18 protein-coding genes are annotated in these 16,195 nt (G+C 68.5%); 8 read left to right on the forward strand and 10 right to left on the reverse strand.

All coding sequences use genetic code 11. The features are described from left to right. Positions 1-104: 104 nt before the first annotated feature. Positions 105-1,388, forward strand: coding sequence for a hydroxyacid-oxoacid transhydrogenase (locus tag MRAB57_RS22090; RefSeq protein ID WP_245835981.1), 1,284 nt, complete (start codon positions 105-107; stop codon positions 1,386-1,388). Between the two features lie 25 nt (positions 1,389-1,413). Here the strand turns inward: MRAB57_RS22090 and MRAB57_RS22095 are convergent, their stop codons facing one another. Next, the gene (locus MRAB57_RS22095; RefSeq protein ID WP_077089237.1) at positions 1,414-2,316 is read right to left on the reverse strand and encodes an NAD-dependent epimerase/dehydratase family protein; all 903 of its coding nucleotides are present in this window, start codon (positions 2,314-2,316) and stop codon (positions 1,414-1,416) included. 61 nt (positions 2,317-2,377) lie between these two features. Between MRAB57_RS22095 and MRAB57_RS22100 the strand changes: the two genes are divergently transcribed. Next, positions 2,378-3,370, forward strand: coding sequence for a cation diffusion facilitator family transporter (locus MRAB57_RS22100; RefSeq protein WP_077089238.1), 993 nt, complete (start codon positions 2,378-2,380; stop codon positions 3,368-3,370). A 184-nt stretch (positions 3,371-3,554) separates the two neighbouring features. Here the strand turns inward: MRAB57_RS22100 and MRAB57_RS22105 are convergent, their stop codons facing one another. After that, positions 3,555-4,739 carry an acyl-CoA dehydrogenase family protein gene (locus MRAB57_RS22105; protein ID WP_077089239.1) on the reverse strand — a complete coding sequence of 395 codons (1,185 nt, stop codon included), beginning with the start codon at positions 4,737-4,739 and terminating at the stop codon, positions 3,555-3,557. A gap of 81 nt (positions 4,740-4,820) precedes the next feature. Between MRAB57_RS22105 and MRAB57_RS22110 the strand changes: the two genes are divergently transcribed. Next, complete coding sequence (locus MRAB57_RS22110) at positions 4,821-5,201, forward strand: NYN domain-containing protein (RefSeq protein WP_077089240.1); 381 nt, start codon at positions 4,821-4,823, stop codon at positions 5,199-5,201. Further along, entirely contained in the window at positions 5,198-6,139 is a 942-nt protein-coding gene (locus tag MRAB57_RS22115) for an NAD(P)H-dependent flavin oxidoreductase (RefSeq protein ID WP_077089241.1), read from the forward strand. Before MRAB57_RS22110 ends, MRAB57_RS22115 begins: the two co-directional genes overlap by 4 nt. On the opposite strand, the gene MRAB57_RS22120 is transcribed toward MRAB57_RS22115, so the two are convergent. Next, positions 6,136-6,447, reverse strand: coding sequence for a DUF4333 domain-containing protein (locus MRAB57_RS22120; protein WP_245835982.1), 312 nt, complete (start codon positions 6,445-6,447; stop codon positions 6,136-6,138). The genes MRAB57_RS22115 and MRAB57_RS22120 overlap by 4 nt on opposite strands. A 172-nt stretch (positions 6,448-6,619) precedes the next feature. Next, positions 6,620-7,114: a thiol peroxidase gene (gene tpx, locus MRAB57_RS22125; protein WP_077089242.1), complete on the reverse strand. Its 495-nt coding sequence runs from the start codon at positions 7,112-7,114 to the stop codon at positions 6,620-6,622. 109 nt (positions 7,115-7,223) lie between these two features. On the opposite strand from tpx, the gene MRAB57_RS22130 reads away from it, so the two are divergent. Then, the gene (locus MRAB57_RS22130) at positions 7,224-8,174 is read left to right on the forward strand and encodes a GlxA family transcriptional regulator (protein ID WP_077089243.1); all 951 of its coding nucleotides are present in this window, start codon (positions 7,224-7,226) and stop codon (positions 8,172-8,174) included. Positions 8,175-8,192: 18 nt separating this feature from the next. Further along, on the forward strand, positions 8,193-8,945 hold the full coding sequence (locus MRAB57_RS22135) for a DJ-1/PfpI family protein (RefSeq protein ID WP_077089244.1): 753 nt from the start codon (positions 8,193-8,195) through the stop codon (positions 8,943-8,945). Between the two features lie 60 nt (positions 8,946-9,005). Here MRAB57_RS22135 and MRAB57_RS22140 read toward each other — a convergent pair whose 3' ends face one another. Next, positions 9,006-9,488 (reverse strand): nitroreductase family deazaflavin-dependent oxidoreductase, encoded by a 483-nt coding sequence (locus tag MRAB57_RS22140; RefSeq protein WP_077089245.1) that lies wholly within the window; start codon positions 9,486-9,488, stop codon positions 9,006-9,008. Between the two features lie 125 nt (positions 9,489-9,613). Continuing rightward, the gene (locus tag MRAB57_RS22145) at positions 9,614-10,090 is read right to left on the reverse strand and encodes a nuclear transport factor 2 family protein (RefSeq protein WP_077089246.1); all 477 of its coding nucleotides are present in this window, start codon (positions 10,088-10,090) and stop codon (positions 9,614-9,616) included. 58 nt (positions 10,091-10,148) lie between these two features. On the opposite strand from MRAB57_RS22145, the gene MRAB57_RS22150 reads away from it, so the two are divergent. Beyond that, the gene (locus tag MRAB57_RS22150; protein ID WP_077089247.1) at positions 10,149-10,916 is read left to right on the forward strand and encodes an SDR family oxidoreductase; all 768 of its coding nucleotides are present in this window, start codon (positions 10,149-10,151) and stop codon (positions 10,914-10,916) included. Between the two features lie 8 nt (positions 10,917-10,924). On the opposite strand, the gene MRAB57_RS22155 is transcribed toward MRAB57_RS22150, so the two are convergent. The 4 genes from MRAB57_RS22155 to MRAB57_RS22170 all read right to left on the reverse strand — a co-directional run bounded on the left by MRAB57_RS22155 (position 10,925) and on the right by MRAB57_RS22170 (position 15,431). Next, a complete protein-coding gene (locus tag MRAB57_RS22155) occupies positions 10,925-11,692 on the reverse strand; it encodes a YqjF family protein (protein ID WP_077089248.1) in 768 nt (255 codons plus the stop codon). Between the two features lie 12 nt (positions 11,693-11,704). After that, a complete protein-coding gene (locus MRAB57_RS22160; protein WP_077089249.1) occupies positions 11,705-12,379 on the reverse strand; it encodes a hypothetical protein in 675 nt (224 codons plus the stop codon). 36 nt (positions 12,380-12,415) lie between these two features. Next, entirely contained in the window at positions 12,416-14,257 is a 1,842-nt protein-coding gene (locus MRAB57_RS22165) for a fatty acyl-AMP ligase (protein ID WP_077089250.1), read from the reverse strand. A gap of 79 nt (positions 14,258-14,336) precedes the next feature. Continuing rightward, positions 14,337-15,431: a serine hydrolase domain-containing protein gene (locus tag MRAB57_RS22170; protein ID WP_077089251.1), complete on the reverse strand. Its 1,095-nt coding sequence runs from the start codon at positions 15,429-15,431 to the stop codon at positions 14,337-14,339. Between the two features lie 283 nt (positions 15,432-15,714). On the opposite strand from MRAB57_RS22170, the gene MRAB57_RS22175 reads away from it, so the two are divergent. Then, positions 15,715-16,176: an SRPBCC family protein gene (locus MRAB57_RS22175; RefSeq protein ID WP_077089252.1), complete on the forward strand. Its 462-nt coding sequence runs from the start codon at positions 15,715-15,717 to the stop codon at positions 16,174-16,176. Positions 16,177-16,195: the final 19 nt, after the last annotated feature.

The raw sequence follows: 16,195 nt of genomic DNA on the forward strand, positions 1-16,195 counted from the left end.
CACGCCGAGCGTCGAGTTATTGCGAACTATTTCAGCTAGGCGCCACAGCAAGTCGACGTTCGGCACGCTTTGATAGACGAATGGGGTGTTGCGATTTCCCTGCCGTGGCGCAGGGCTGCGATGGAGCCTTCACCGTCGACTCCTCGCGGATAACCTTCGGGCGGGGTTGCCTGGCCGAATTAGGCGACCGGGCCGGTGCGTTGGGAATGCGGCGGGTCGCACTGTTCTCCGATGCGGCGGTCGCCGAACTCGGCATCTTCGCGACCGCGCGCGACTCGCTGCTGGCCGCCGGCCTGGATGTGGTCAGCTATACCGACGTTCACGTCGAGCCCACCGACACGTCGTTCGCCGAGGCCGCGCGCTTCGCGCAGGAGGCGAACCCCGACGGCTACGTCTCGTTGGGCGGCGGCTCGGTGATCGACACCTGCAAGGCGGCCAATCTGTTCGCCACCTATCCCGCGGACCTGCTCACCTATGTCAACGCGCCGATCGGCGAGGCCAAACCCATCCCCGGCCCGCTCACGCCGCACATCGCCTGCCCCACGACCGCCGGCACCGGCAGCGAGGTCACCGGCATCGCGATCTTCGACCTGCTGTCGATGTCGGCCAAGACGGGCATTGCGTCGAATGCGTTGCGCCCCACCGAGGCACTCGTCGACCCCGACTGCACCGCCAGCCTGCCGGGCGGGGTGGTCGCCGCCGCCGGCCTCGATGTGCTGTCGCACGCCCTGGAGTCGTTCACCGCGCGGCCCTACGTGCACCGGCCCGCTCCCCCGCGGCCCAATCTGCGTCCGATGAGTCAGGGCGCCAACCCGTGGAGCGACCTGGGCTGCCAGGAGGCGCTGCGGCTGTTGGGCGAAAACCTGGAGCCGGCGGTACGCGACGCCTCGAACAGCGCGGCCCGCGAGCAGATGATGTGGGCGGCGACGCTGGCCGGAATCGCCTTCGGCAACGCCGGCGTGCACGCGCCGCACGGCATGGCCTATGCCGTCGCTGGCCTGGTCCGCGACTTCCACCCAGCCGGGTATCCCGCCGACGAGCCGCTGGTGCCGCACGGCATGTCGGTCATCGTCAATGCGCCCGCGGTATTCCGCTTCACCGGCGACGTGAGCCCGCAGCGGCACCTGCAGGCGGCCGGGTTACTCGGCGCCGACACCCGCGACGCCGGTCCCGAAGATGCCGGCGAGGTGCTCGCGACGGAACTCATTCGGATCATGCGTGCGGTCGGCATGCCCAACGGGCTCAGCGGAGTGGGCTACACCGAAGACGACGTCGCGGCCCTGACCGAGGGCGCCTTCCCGCAGCAGCGCCTGCTGCAGAACGCCCCGCGCGAAATGAGCAAGCCGGTACTGGCCGACCTGTTCCGCCAGGCGCTGCGCTATTGGTAATTATGCTGCGCCGCAACGGGATTGACTAGACGCTGACCAACTCCGGGTGGAACGTGGCCGCCATCCGCCGAAAGCCGTCGCGCCAGTCGACCGTCGTGGTGCCGATCAGGTCGTGCATGCGCGCCGGGTCGGTGGGGTTGCCGCGCAGCGCCAGCGCGCTCTCCTCGAAGACCGGTTCCTTGCCGACCAGCGAGCCAAGGTAGCCGCACCACTCCTGCAGGCTCACGGTCTGCTCGCCGCACCAATTGATCGTCGTCGCCGGGACCGAGGCCGCCTCGAGCAGCTTCGGAATGGTCGCGATGATGTCGTCTTCGTGGATGGGGTTGTAGCGGGCCGCCCCGCCCGCCGGGACCGGGATCGGGATGCCGCCCAGCATCATCTCCATGTGGTAGAACGGCCAGCCGCCGTTGTCGCCATACGGGACGTTGAGCCGGGCGATGATGGTCGGCAGGCCGAGGACGCGGGACATTGTCCGCGCGACGACCTCGCCGGCGATCTTGGAAATGGAATAGGTCGGAAACATCGGCTTGTGGTTGTCGCCCAACGCCGCGTCCTCAGTCCGGGGTTCGTCACCCGGCGGGTCGTAGACCGCCCCCGACGAGCAGTGCAGGAACGCTTTCGCCTTGCGGCAGTGCGCCATCAGCAGGCCGACGGATTCGGCGTTGGCGCCGAGGTCCTTGTCCCAGCTTCCGCTCTTGGCGACCGCCAGGTTGATGACGTAATCGAAATCGTCTGGGAGCCCGGTGAAGTCACCCGCCGACAGGTTGACCGCCTGGCATCGCACGCCCGCGTTCTCCAGGCTTTCCCGAACCGCGGGGTTGGTGAAACGGGCGATGCCCCACACCTCGTTCTCGGCCGCCAGGGCCTCGGCGACGGGAGTGGCAACCTGGCCAGTGGGACCGGTGATCAAAATTTTCGAGCCGCGCATTCGCTGATGGTATGCGACCGTCCGACGGGCGTAATACGGTTCCTTGACTTATTATCTGCGTATGCATGCAGATAGCAGCACAGCGCATGTTCGCGCGGCCGGGCACGATCACCCGCACGGGCTGCGCGGTGTCATGCACGAGATCTTCGCGCCGCATTCCCACGACGCCGCCGACAGCGTCGACGACGCGCTGGAATCCAGCGCGGCCGGCATCCGCGCGGTCAAGATCAGCCTGGTGGTGTTGGGTCTGACTGCGATCGCCCAGATCGCCGTCGTGGTCATCTCCGATTCCGTGGCACTGGCCGCCGACACCATCCACAACTTCTCCGACGCGCTGACGGCGGCGCCGCTGTGGATCGCGTTCGTCCTGAGCACGAAGGCCGCGACGCGGCGCTACACCTACGGCCTGGGACGTGCCGAGGACCTGGCCGGGTTGTTCGTCGTCGCCATGATCGCGCTGTCGGCTGCCATCGCCGGGTACCAGGCCGTCCTGCGGTTGATCCACCCGGAGCCGATCGACCACATCGGCTGGGTCGCGCTGGCCGGCCTGATCGGCTTCATCGGCAACGAATGGGTGGCCCTCTACCGGATCAGGACCGGGCGCCGGGTGGGCTCCGTGGCCCTCGTCGCCGATGGCGTGCACGCGCGCACCGACGGGTTCACCTCCCTGGCGGTGCTGCTCTCGGCAGGCGGTGCCGCGCTGGGCATTCCGCTGGCCGACCCGATCATCGGGCTGGTCATCACCGTCGCGATCCTGGCCGTACTGCGGACCACGGTTCGCGACGTGTTCCGCCGCCTGCTCGACGGCGTGGATCCGGCGACGGTCGACGCCGCCGAGCAAGTGCTGGCCGCCCAGCCGGGCGTGCAAGCGGTGCACAGTGTGCGGATGCGCTGGATCGGACACCGCCTGCACGCCGACGCCGAACTCGACGTCGACCCCGCGTTGAATCTGGCGCAGGCGCACCACATCGCCCACGAAGCCGAGCACCAACTCACCCACGCCGTCCCCAAGCTAGCGAGCGCGCTGATCCACGCGTATCCCGCCGAGCACTAGGGCGCAGACAGCCCGGCACCGCCGGGACCGGCGTAGTGCCGCCCACGGCATGGCCGAGGGCGCAGGTCGCTGGTCGCCGCGAGCACACCGCTGGGTTCGATCAGCCAGTTCGCGTCCATGGGCGGCGCGGCAGGCGGCAGCGCGCAGACCGGCGAAGAGCTGATCTGAGCGGTCCGCTGGCGGCTCAGAGCCCAGGCTGATCCTCGATGATGCCCAGCCAGATCTGTGCCGCGTCGATGGCGACCTTCTCGCTGATGAAGGCGTGCTGGGTTCCGGTGTAGATGTCGCGGAAGGCGCGCTCCAGGCGGCTGCCTTCGCGGATGGAGCTGGTGCCCGCGGCCAGGTGAGCCCACTCCGCGCAGCTGCGTGCGGTGTCGGTGGCGTAGACGGCCGCCACGCGCATGTCCGCGCGCAGCGCCGGCGTCAGATCGTCGCGCGCGGCGACGGCGGCCTCGGCCGTGGTGAACGCGTCGAGCACCAGCAGGCGCGCGGCGCGCCAGGCGGCGCGGTGGTGCGCCAGCCCCTTCTGGAACGTCGGGCGGCTCGCCAACGAGGCCATGTCACTCATCCGGAACTTCGTGGCGGCCAGCTCCTGAACGTCGTCGAGCATGCTCTTGGCCACGCCCAGCGCCCACGAGGCGTGACCGGCCGCGGTCACCGGCATCAGCCCCATCCGCGTGGCCGGCGAGCTACCCCGGCGTGGCTCGCGGGTGAACAGCTCGAAGGTGCGGCTGGCCGGGACGAAAACGTCGGTGACGGCGTAGTCGTAGGAGCCAGTTCCCTTGAGCCCCTGGACGTGCCAGCCATCGTTGAAACTGACCTGCTCGCGTGGCAGCACGGCCACATGCATCTCGGGCAGTCCCTCGCTGATCCAGCGCATCTGGCCGTTGTCGAGCGGAAAGAAACCTGCCGCCACGTACTCGGAGTGCCCGATGCCCGAGCCGAAGCTCCACGATCCACTCAGCTGGTAGCCGCCGTCGACGACCGTGCCCTGGCCGTTGGGAAAGAACTGGCCGCCCATCGTGACGCGATTGTGGTGTGCGGTGAAGACTTCGGCGAATCCCTCATCGGGTAGATAGGCCGCCGCGGCGAACGAGGACGGCAGGTTGGCGATGCCGACCCAGCCGAATGAGCCATCCTGCCAAGCCATTTCGATCCACGTCTCGATCATCTCGGTAAACGACGGCTCGACGCCGCCTGCGACGGTGGGATTGAACGCCGACATCAGCCCGCTGGACCACATCTCGTCGACGATCGGGGTGGACAGTGTGCGGATGCGCTCGGACTCGGCGGCTTGCTCCTGCACGAGGTCGCGCATGCCGCGCGCCAGCGCGACCACTCGATCGCTCGTATCGGCTAACGACGTCATACCGGTGACCGTACCAATTGCCCGAAGTGTCTACCCATCGAATCGGGTGCCGCCCGCATTGGCCACGCTTAGTGTGAGTCGGTGCGGTGGATCGTGGACGCGATGAACGTCATCGGCAGTCGGCCGGACGGCTGGTGGAAGGATCGCGAGCGTGCCATGGTCGCTTTGGTGGACACATTGGACGAGTGGGCCTCTGCGCAAGGAGAGACGGTGACGGTGGTATTCGAGCGGCCGCCCAGGACCGCCCTCAAGTCGACGGTGGTCGAGATCGCGCATGCGCCCATGGCGGCCGCGAATTCGGCGGACGACGAAATCGTCCGCCTGGTTGAGGCCGACGCGAGCCCGGACGAGATCCGGGTGGTGACGTCGGACCGGGCGCTGGCCGATCGGCTCCGAAGGCTGGGCGCATCCGTCGTCCCGGCGGAGGCCTTTCGCAACCGCATCGATCCGAGCGACCGATGACCGCCGCCGTCGGCCGGGTCTGCGAACTCGCGCGGATCGACATCCCGATCATCCAGGCGCCGATGACCTACATCGCCGGCGCCCAGCTCGCGGCGGCGGTCTCCAACGCCGGCGCGCTGGGCATCATCGAGACCACGTCCGACCAAGGCCGGGCCGACCTACAGCGGGTGCGCGAACTCACCGGCGGGTCGGTGGGCGCGAACATCGCGCTGCTGTTCAACCGCGACGTGACCGTCATAGATCTGCTGGTGGCCAACGGCATTCGGTTCGTGACCACCTCGGCCGGCAGCCCCTCCTTGTTCACCGACCGGCTACACGATGCGGGCATCACCGTGTTCCATGTGGTGGGCACGCTGGAGGCGGCCAAGAAGGCCGTCGACGCCGGGGTGGACGGGCTGGTGGTCGAGGGCGTCGAGGGCGGCGGCTTCAAGAACCGATTCGGCGCGTCGACCATGGTGCTGCTGCCGTTGGTGGCCGCACACGTCGACGTGCCGATCGTGGCCGCGGGCGGGATCTGCGATGCCCGGTCCATGGCGGCCGCGTTCGTGCTCGGCGCCGAGGCCGTGCAGATGGGCACGCGGCTGCTGGCGTCGGCGGATTCGCCGGTGCACGGCAACCTCAAACAGGCCGTGGTCGACGCCGACGAGACATCGACGGTCCTGCTCCCCCTCGACGGCAAGCGGATGATGCGGGTAATCCGGACACAGGCCGCCGAAAGGCTCGATGTCTCAGGGTCTTTCGAAGAAGGCGGCGCGGCGCTGCAACGCGTGCAGCGGCTCTACTTCGACGGGGACATGGACGCCAGCGTTGCCAACACCGGTCAGGTCGCGGGGCGAATCGAGGACCTGCCGCCGGCGGCCGACATCATCAAGCAGATGTGGACCGGCTGCCGGGAGTTGCTGGCCGCCACGGCGCAGCGGCTCACCCCGCCCGGCTAGCTCGGATGGGTTTGGACGTCGAACTCGACGTTGTCGCCGGTGACCTTGGTGATCTTCATGTTGGCGACGTACATCGTGCCCTCGGGACCGGTGAAGTGACAGTCGAACTCCGCGCCCACCTTCGCCTCAACCCCGTCGGGGCAGTGCACGTCGGTGGGCTTGAAGCCGGTCTGCTTAGAAACGACGTCGACGACCGACTTCGCCGCCCCGTCGGGTTTGACGGTTGACTTGCTGCTGCAGCCGGCCGACAGGACGCTCATCGAGCCGACGAGCACGGCCGCGGCGGCGACCTGGGCGATACGCATCATTGCGCGGTCACTCCTCGTGTTGGTCGAGCCGCGGACGCACCCGACTGGAATCGCCAGGCTAACACGCGCGAACGGCGCCACCACAGCTCAGAGCTGGCAAAAGCCAAGCCGAGCAACCGGTCCGGCAGGGCCGATGTTCGGGTTCGAACGCGGTGGCGCCGTGCGCCTGACGTCAGCCCAGGGCGGCCAGCGCCGCGTCGTAGTCGGGCTCCTGCGCGATCTCGGGCACCAGCTGCGCGTAGGCGACGTTGCCGTCGGCACCGATGACCACCACGGCGCGGGCGAGCAGGCCGGCCATCGGGCCGTCGGTGATCGTGATGCCGTAGTCCTCGCCGAAGCTGTCCCGGAACGCCGACCCGGTCGTGACGTTCTCGATGCCCTCCGCGCCGCAGAAACGCGCCTGCGCGAACGGGAGGTCCTTCGACACGTTCACGACGGTCGCGCCGCCGCCCGCGGCACGCTCGTTGAACGTCCGCACGCTCGTCGCGCACACCGGTGTGTCCACCGACGGGAAGATGTTGAGCAGCACGGACTTGCCGCTGAACTGCTCGCTGCTGACCGCGCCCAGGTCCGAGCCGGTCAGGCTGAAGGTTGGGGCTTTCGATCCGACGGCAGGAAGCTCGCCGACAGTGTTGATCGGGTTTCCACGCAAGGTTATCTGTGCCATGGGCACAGTCTGCCAAGGCCGATACGGGCACCGTGGGTCAGGTCCCGTGTCCTAATTGGTGGGGTGCACGGCATAGACGACATGCCCTGGTCTGGCCAACACTGAGTCCATGCCTCGCAAGGTCGTTATCGTCGGCTTTCCCGGCGTGCAGGCCCTCGACGTGGTCGGACCGCACGACGTGTTCACCGGCGCCGCGCTGCTCACTGACGGCGGATACGACGTCGTCCTCGCCTCGACCGACGCGACACCCGTCACCACCGCAACGGGTTTGGCGTTCGTGGCGGCCCCGCTCCCCGACCCCGCCCAGCCCGTCGACACTGTGGTGCTGCCCGGCGGCGCCGGGGTCGACGCCGCACGGTCCGATCCGGAACTTATGGGCTGGATCAAAGCCGTCGCAGGCAGCGCCCGCCGCGTCGTCACGGTATGCACGGGCGTCTTTCTGGCGGCCGAGGCGGGCCTGCTCGACGGCTGTCGGGCGACCACGCACTGGGCGTTCGCCGAGCGGCTGGCCCGCGAGTTTCCGGTCATCGACGTCGACCCCGATCCGATCTTCCTCCGCAGCTCCGAAAAGGTCTGGACGGCCGCGGGCGTCACCGCGGGCATCGACCTTGCGCTGGCTCTGGTCGAAGACGACCACGGCACCGAGATCGCGCAGACCGCCGCCCGCTGGCTGGTGCTGCATCTACGCCGCCCCGGCGGGCAGAGCCAGTTCGCGGCGCCGGTGTGGATGCCGCGCGCCAAACGACCGGGCATCCGCGACGTACAGGAGGCCATCGAGTCCGAACCGGGCGGCGCGCACAGCATCGGCGACCTGGCACGGCGGGCAACGATGAGTCCGCGGCACTTCACTCGCGTATTCACCGACGAGGTCGGCGAGGCGCCCGGCCAGTACGTGGAACGCATCCGCACCGAGGCCGCGCGCCGGCAGCTGCAGGAGACCGACGACACCGTCGTCGCGATCGCCGCGCGGTGTGGCTTCGGCACCGCGGAAACCATGCGGCGCAACTTCATTCGCCGCGTGGGCATTTCACCGGACCAGTACCGCAAGGCTTTCGCGTAATCAGGAAGGACGACACAGATGACCCAGATCGCCTTTGTGGCCTACCCCGGCTTCACCGCGCTGGACATGATCGGCCCCTACGAGGTGCTGCGCAACCTGCCGGACGCCGAGGTGCGCTTCGTGTGGCACGAGGCCGGGCCCATCACCGCAGACTCCGGTGTGCTGGTCGTCGGAGCGACGCACTCGCTTGCCGAAACCCCTTCGCCCGACGTGATTCTCGTGCCGGGCGGCCCGTCGACTCCGGTGCACGCGCGCGACGACGCGCTGCTGGACTGGCTGCGCCGTGCGCATCGCACCGCCAGCTGGACGGCGTCGGTGTGCTCGGGTTCGGTGATCCTCGCGGCCGCAGGCCTCCTCGAGGGCAGGCGGGCGACGTCGCACTGGTTGGCGATTCCGTTGCTGAAAGGATTCGGCGCCATCCCGGTGGCCGACGAACGCGTCGTGCGCCAGGACGACGTCGTCACCAGTGCCGGTGTGTCCGCCGGTCTCGATCTGGCGTTCTGGCTCGCGGGTGAGATCGCCGGCGAGGGCCGCGCGAAGGCTATCCAACTCGCGATCGAATACGACCCCCAGCCGCCGTACGACTCCGGGCACATGTCGAAGGCGTCGGCGACCACGAAAGCCGCTGCGACCGCGATGCTTTCGAAAGACAGCGCCAAGCCGGCGAATCTCAAGGCGACGACGATGATCGCCTGGGAGCAGGCGCTGACGGCGGTCCGATCGCGGCGGCGCAAGCGGGTGGCCAGCGCAGTCCCGTCCAGCAAGGCGTGAGGGGACTGCGAAAGCGATAGCGCATGCGCTATCAGAAGCCGGGTCGGTAGGCCGAGAGTGTCAAACTTCTGCCCGAGGGACGAACCGCACGAAGGGCAAGTGCCGTCCGACCGCACGAAAGTCTGCGTCAGACCCGTCGACCGCAACACCCAGGACGCGGGGCAGCACGTGCTTGGCCGTCGTCCGATGCGTCGACCCATATCGGGAAAAGACTTCCGCACCCTCCTCGGCGTCGAGCGGCACGGCCGTTACCGGCAGCGTGCGCGTTCCCACCTCGATGGTGACATCGGGGTCGTGCAGGATGTTCCGGTACCACGCGGCGGCGGGTCCCCACCCCGACGCGACGACGTAGCTGTCGCTACTGCGTTCGACGATCTCGAGGATGGTCTGGCGCGGCCTGCCGGAGACGCTTCCGGTGTGGTTGAGCAGCAGCAGGCGACTTCCGAACAACCACCCGAGCTTGAGCCGATAGATGTGGATGGGAAGCCGCAACGCATTTCGGGCCAGGCCCGCGGGTGGCCGAATGTTCTTGACAATTCGCACGATTGGCAACCTCCGCGGCACGAACGCGTCCGATGCTGGACAATAGTTGCATGCAATTATTGCATAAGTGCACTATTGTCGCCAGGTATCGACGAGATGCCCGCCGGCCGGCCGAGCCGGAACCCCTAGGCGCCCGGCTGCAAGATCTCCGTCGACTCCAGCTGACCGCCGGCCTGCAGCCACGCCCCCACCACGCCGGGCGCATCGCGGTTGGGGTTGTAGATGTCCTCCTCGCTGGAGAACAGGCCGTCGCCCGCGTACACGAGGCGGGTCCAGTTCGGAAACCAGAACGGCTCGCCGTTGGGATCGGTCGGGTGGTCGAGCAGATTCTTGATCATGATGACGACGGCGTCATTGTCGTCGTCATAGGCAATCCAGTCGCTGGGAAATCGCATGTGCGGAAAGGGGGCCATGACCGCGACGATCCAGTCCCGCACCGCTTCGCGGCCGTGGAAGACGCCGTAGTGGTGCTCGATGTAGACGACGTCTTCGGTGAACAGATCGGCGAAAGGACGCCAGTCGCCCGACGTGCTGCACCCTTCGGCGACCGCGGTGTAGTGCTCGACGGCTTGCTCAATTTCGGCCCTGCTGAATTTGCCCATGACGGACACACTAGAACGTGTTTCAGTGGAGCGTGACTTCTCTGGATAGGGATATTCAATGAGCGTGTTGGACCTGTTCGACCTACGTGGCAAGCGGGCTCTGGTGACCGGGGCGTCCAGTGGCATCGGCAAGAGGGTGGCCGAGGCTTACCTGCAGGCGGGAGCCGACGTGGCGATCGCGGCGCGGCATCGCGACGTGCTGGACGACGTCGCAAGAGAACTCGGTGCGGCGGGCGGCAGGGTGGTACCGGTCGTGTGCGACGTGACCCAGCCCGGCCAGGTCACCCGCATGCTCGAGCAGGTGACCGCCGAGCTGGGCGGCGTCGACATCGCCGTCTGCAACGCCGGCATCATCAATGTCGTTGGCGTGCTGGACATGTCGGCCGAGGACTTCCAGAGAATCCAGGACACCAACGTGACGGGCGTCTTCCTCACCGCTCAGGCCGCGGCCAGGGTGATGGTCGGACAGGGTGACGGCGGGGTCATCATCACCACCGCGTCGATGTCCGGGCATATCATCAACACCCCGCAGCAGGTGAGCCATTACTGCGCCTCGAAGGCGGCTGTCATTCACCTGACCAAGGCCATGGCCGTCGAGCTGGCGCAGCATCGCATCCGGGTGAACAGCGTCAGCCCGGGCTACATCCGCACTGAACTCGTCGAGCCGTTGACGGAGTACCACGCGCTGTGGGAGCCGAAGATTCCGCTGGGCCGCATGGGCCGGCCCGAAGAACTGGCCGGCCTGTACCTCTACCTGGCCAGCGACGCGTCGAGCTACATGACCGGTTCCGACGTCGTCATCGACGGCGGTTACAGCTGCCCGTAGGGGCGCGATCAGCGCACCGGGCGGGGGCGGCCGAACACCGTGCGCACACCCGGCGAAAAGAGCGCCCGCAGCCGATCGCCCGCGGGTTGCACCCCGGCCGCCGCGACCAACTCGTCGCTGAGCTCGACGACGTTCGCCGCGCGCAACGGCCACGTCGCGTGCTCGTTCGGCACCCACCACGTGCGGCCGGCCTTGCGCGTGTGCGCGCCCCACCGGGCGGTGAGCCAGACCTCCAGCGGCGTCGGCTCGACCACGTCCCCGACCACGACGGTCAGCCGGCTGCGCAGGCCGCGCCGCGGCCAGCGGCGCACGCTGTCGTACGTGATGCGGTCGCCGTCGCGGGTCAGCCGCATCCGCGCCCACGTGTAGGGCACCCCGAGGCCCGTCCGGATGACGGGCACCACGGCCAGGCGCGCCGTCTCCAGCGAGCGGAACAGGACGCCGCGCCGGCCGGCGTCGTCGACGGAATACAGCCGGACGTTGGTCTCCAGGAAGCTGCCGAGGTACGGAAGCGGAAGCGCCGCACCAACTTTGGTGCTGGCCATCACGAAGGGTACCAGCCCGACGTAGGTCATCCCGTCGGCGAAGACGTCCGGGCGGGTTCCGGGTGGGTAGAGATGCGCGACGCCCTGCGGGCGCACCGGCCAGTGGAGGAACGTCAGCTCGCTCCACCGCTGGTCGAAGGCCACCGGGCCGGGCAGCGGCGGCGCGATGACGGGGAATCCCACGAGTTCTGGGCTCGCGCTGGCCTCGGCCGGCGGGTCGGGTGCCGTCATCTGCGTATCGCCCTATCCCTCGAGCTGACCGGAGATCCCGCGCCCGATGCTGGCCTGCGTGGCCGGCGGCAGCACGATGAGACCGTCGAGTTCTTTACGGGCTCGGTCGTAGGCGCTCTGGCGTTCCCGCGGCGCGGCAGCCGAATCCGAGGCCACCCGCAACAGGCTCTGGGCGCGGGCGATCCGCTGTTGGTCTTCGGAGGAGAAGTCGCTGCGGCGCCGGCGCATCGCCTCGGCCTCGGCGGCGTTGAACGCGGTCACGTAGTCGGCCACCGCGGTCAGATACCGGTCGGCGGCTTCCCGGTCGTCGAGCAGATCCTCGGCTTTGGCGGGACGCAACAGGTCTGCGCGCAGCTTGGCCCTGTGGAAGTCGGTCGTGAGCGGATCGCGCATGTCGGTCATCAGCGGGAAGTCCAGCAGCTTGGCGAAGTCGAGTTCGTAGTCGAGCCAGCGCTGGTCGGTCTGGCCGTGCTCGGCGATGACGCGTCGCAGCGATCGCCAGTGCGCGGCGTGATCTTTCTCGGCGCGCTGCGGCAGCTCCGTGGTGGGTCCCGGCTCCGGCGCCACTTCTCGGGAATGCTCGGCGCTTCGCCGGTTGGCGGTGAACGCTCGCAGCACGGCGATGGCCGCGCCCGCCAACGGCAGGATCACCAGCAGAAGCTCGGCCAACCGGATCAGCACACCCACATGGCCAGGATGCCAGCCACCGATCAAGCGTGACCGCTAATGCGCGCCCAATTCCCCACTGAGGTACTGCGCCCGGCACGCCACCCGCCCCAGCTTGCCGCTGGTGGTGCGCGGAATCGCGCCCGCGGGCAGCAGGCGCACGTCGGACACATCCAGGCCGTGTCGACGCGACACCGCCGCCGTGATCGCCTCGATCGCCGGCAACGGATCGTCGCGGCTGGTGCCCGCGGCGCGCTCGGCGATGACGACCAACCGTGACCCGGCCCCGTCGTCGGCCGGCACCGCGAACGCCGTCACGTATCCGCGCCGCACCATCGGCGAGGCCTCGGCCGCGGTGGCCTCGATGTCTTGCGGGTAGTAGGTGTGGCCGTCGATCACCACCAGATCCGCGATCCGGCCGGCGACATACAGCTCCCCGTCGAGATAGGTAGCCAGGTCGCCGGTCCGCAGCCACGCGCGGTCGAGTGCCGCGCCCTCGGCGTGGCTGCCCTCGGCAAGCCGCGGTCCCAGCCTGGCGCCGAACGTCCGCGCCGTTTCCTCGGGCCGTTCCCAGTAGCCGCGGCCAACGTTGTTGCCCTGCAACCACACTTCCCCAACCGAGCCGTCGGGGAGCTCGGCGCCGGTCTCCGGGGCGACGATCACCGCCCACAGGCTGCGGGCGACCCGGCCGCAGGAGACTTGCGCGACCGCGTTGGCCGCGTCCGCGGTTACGCGCACCGCGCGGCCGGCACCCAGCTGCTCGCGGTCGAGGTAGGCCACCGTCGCCTCGGCGTCGTGGTCGATCGTGGCGATCATCAGCGTCGCCTCGGCGATGCCATACGACGGCTTGAACGCCGTGCGGGGCAACCCGTAGGGCGCGAACGCCTTGTTGAACGACGTAATCGCGTCGATGCTGACGGGCTCGGAACCGATGATCAGCACGACATTGCTCAGGTCGACGTCGTCGCCGGCCGGCGGTATGCCGCGTTGGGCGGCCCATTCGTACGCGAAGTTCGGCGCGGCGGTCACCACGCGGCCTTCCCGCGACCCGGCGGACAGCGCCTGAATCCAACGCAGCGGCCGGCGCACGAACGCCGCCGGCGACATCAACGTGGAATGCCCGCCGTACACGGCCGGGAAGCCGATCATCGAGAGCCCCATGTCGTGGTAGAGCGGTAACCAGCTGACGCCGTGGGTGTTTCGGTTCAGCAGGTCGATCGACAGGATCATCTGCACCAGGTTGGTCCCCACGGCCCGGTGGGTGATCTCCACGCCGGCGGGAGGCCGCGTCGCACCCGAGGTGTACTGCAGGTGCGAGACGCGGTCGACGTCCAGCTCGACCGGGACGAACCGCTCTCCCTCGGAATCGGGCACCTGATCGATGACGATGACCTGCGGCCTCGGCAGCTGCGCTACGCCGTCCAGAAAGTTCTCGACCGCGTCCTTGGCCGCCGCCGTCGTCAGCACCGCGACGGGCCTGGAATCGAGCAGCGCCGTCTCCAGGCGTTCGGCGTGGCCCGGCAGCTCGGGGGCGAACAACGGGACCGCGATGCACCCGGCCTTGATCGCGGCGTAGAAGCCGGCCACGTATTCGATGCCCTGGGGCGCGAGGATCGCGACGCGGTCGTGCTCGCCGGCGAACTTCTGCACGCGAGCACCGATGGCTGCCAATCGGACGCCCAATTCGGCCCAGGTCACTTCCTGGACGTTGCCCTCGGAGCGCGCGTAGTCGAGATAGCGATAGGCGGTCGCGTCGCCGACGTTCGCGATGTTGCGCTCGATCAGCGAGATCAGGGTGGTGCCCGGCGGCAACGCGACCTGGCCGCTGGCGTCCAGGCAATCCTCTATCAGTAGCAGGCCTTTTGGAGCCGCGGAGTCCAGTCGGGAACCGTCATCCATACCTGAATTCTAGGTGCGCGTCGGCGGTGTTCAGCGGCTCACGCCGCCTGTCGAGACCGTGGGTTGAGCCACACCGGCGCTACATCCAGAACTTGCCTATCGACTCGGCCAGGGACTCCGCGATCTGGTCGTCGGTGTTGCAGCTGACGGCCACCGACGTCTGCCGATCCCTGCTGATCCGAAAGGCCGTGACATACCCGGCCCACGCGCCGTCGTGGTCGAGGGTGCCGTCGGCCTTGATGTAGATGCCCGCGGCATAGCGCACGGGGACTCCGGGGCCGATTTCGACCGCGCCGGCCATCTGCGCCTCGAGCAGCTTGGGCCCGCCCACGCGGCCGGTTCGGTAGTTGTCGGCCCACTGAACCAGTTGGCTGGGCGTGGCCTGGATGGCGCCGTCGCCGACCTGCTCCCATGCGGAGCCGGTCGCCTGATAGCCCTCGCTGCCGCCGGTGTACGAGAGGGCCTTGTGCGGGACCTGCCCGACCGGGTCCATCGTCATGGCCAGGCCGAGGGGGCGAAAGATGTTGGTGCTGAGAAACTCTGGCAGCGGCTGCCCCGAAACGCGATGCACGACCTCGCCGAGCAGCAGATAGTTGGAGCCAGAGTAGGCGAATCGGCTGCTGGGCGGGAAACTCAGCTGCGGAACCGCCGCGACCGCCTGCAGGGCCTGCTCCTGGGTGGTGCGGTCGCCGGCCTGGAACCCGCGCGAATTGAGTAGCGCCTCGTACTCGGGGATCCCGGTGGTCTGGTGGATCAACTCGGTGACTGTGACGGTGGACGCCCACGCCGGGAATTCGGTCAGATACTTCGACAGCGGGTCGTCGAGCGAAAGCTTGCCCGATCCGGCCAGCAGCAGGGCCGCGCTGGCGGTGAACTGTTTGGACACCGAACCGATGTCGAAGACGGTGTCGGTCGTTATCGCTTCTCCGGTCGCGATGTCGGCCGCACCGCGCAGCCCGGTCCAGACGACCTTGCCCGCCGAACCTACCGCCGCCGAGCAGCCCGGTCCCCCGGCCTTGATGGCGTCGTCGAGCACGCGTTGACTGCCGGCCTTGGCGGCCGCATTGCCGGCCACGGTGGTCGTGGTCGTGACGTTCGAGGCCGGCGTCGCGGTCGGCTTGCCGCAGGCGCCGAGCGCCAGCGTGATCGCGAACAGTGCAAGGAGTTGCCGCAAGTCACCATGTCCTTCGGAGTCGTATGGCGGAGCGAAAGGATATGTCCGCCAAGTTGTTCCACGACATAACCCCGGCGCCTGAATCCGGAGCCCAATCTCCGCACCGCCGTCACCAACAAGCTGTGGGCCTCGCCCGCCCTCACCGTGTGGGCCCACCCGGTGAGTATGCATGCGGGGCGGCCGCGGTGCGCCGCATTTCGCAGGTGGTACCGGGTGTGTCTGCAGATGCGGTCGCGGTAGGGTACGCCCAGTTCCGTTCAGGTCCAGTAACCGGGAGTTGGGGATGTCGGGTCGCGAGTTTTCCTTCGAGATCAACTTGACCAGTAGCGCGCCTGCTTCGACGCTGTTCCGGCTGGTGGCGGATGGCGCGAACTGGTCGACCTGGGCCAAGCCGATCGTCTTGCAGTCGAGTTGGGCGCGGGAAGGCACTCCGGCGCCGGGCGGTGTCGGGGCGATTCGCAAGATCGGGGCGTGGCCCGTCCTGGTGCAGGAAGAGACCACCGAGTACGAGCAGGATCGCCGGCACGCCTACAAACTCGTCGGGCCGCCCTCCCCGGCCAAGGACTATTGCGGCGAGGTGGTCCTGACGCCGAACGCGGCGGGCGGCACCGACATTCGCTGGAGCGGATCGTTCGTCGAGGGAGTTCGCGGGACGGGCCCGTTCATGCGGGCCGCCATGGGCGGCTCGGTCCGTTTCTTCGCCAAGAAGCTGGTTCAGGCGGCCGAGCGCGAGTCCAACCGCTGACGTTTAGCTTGCCGCACAA

It is taken from the genome of Mycobacterium rhizamassiliense, from assembly GCF_900157375.1.
GTDB classification, from domain to species: domain Bacteria; phylum Actinomycetota; class Actinomycetes; order Mycobacteriales; family Mycobacteriaceae; genus Mycobacterium; species Mycobacterium rhizamassiliense.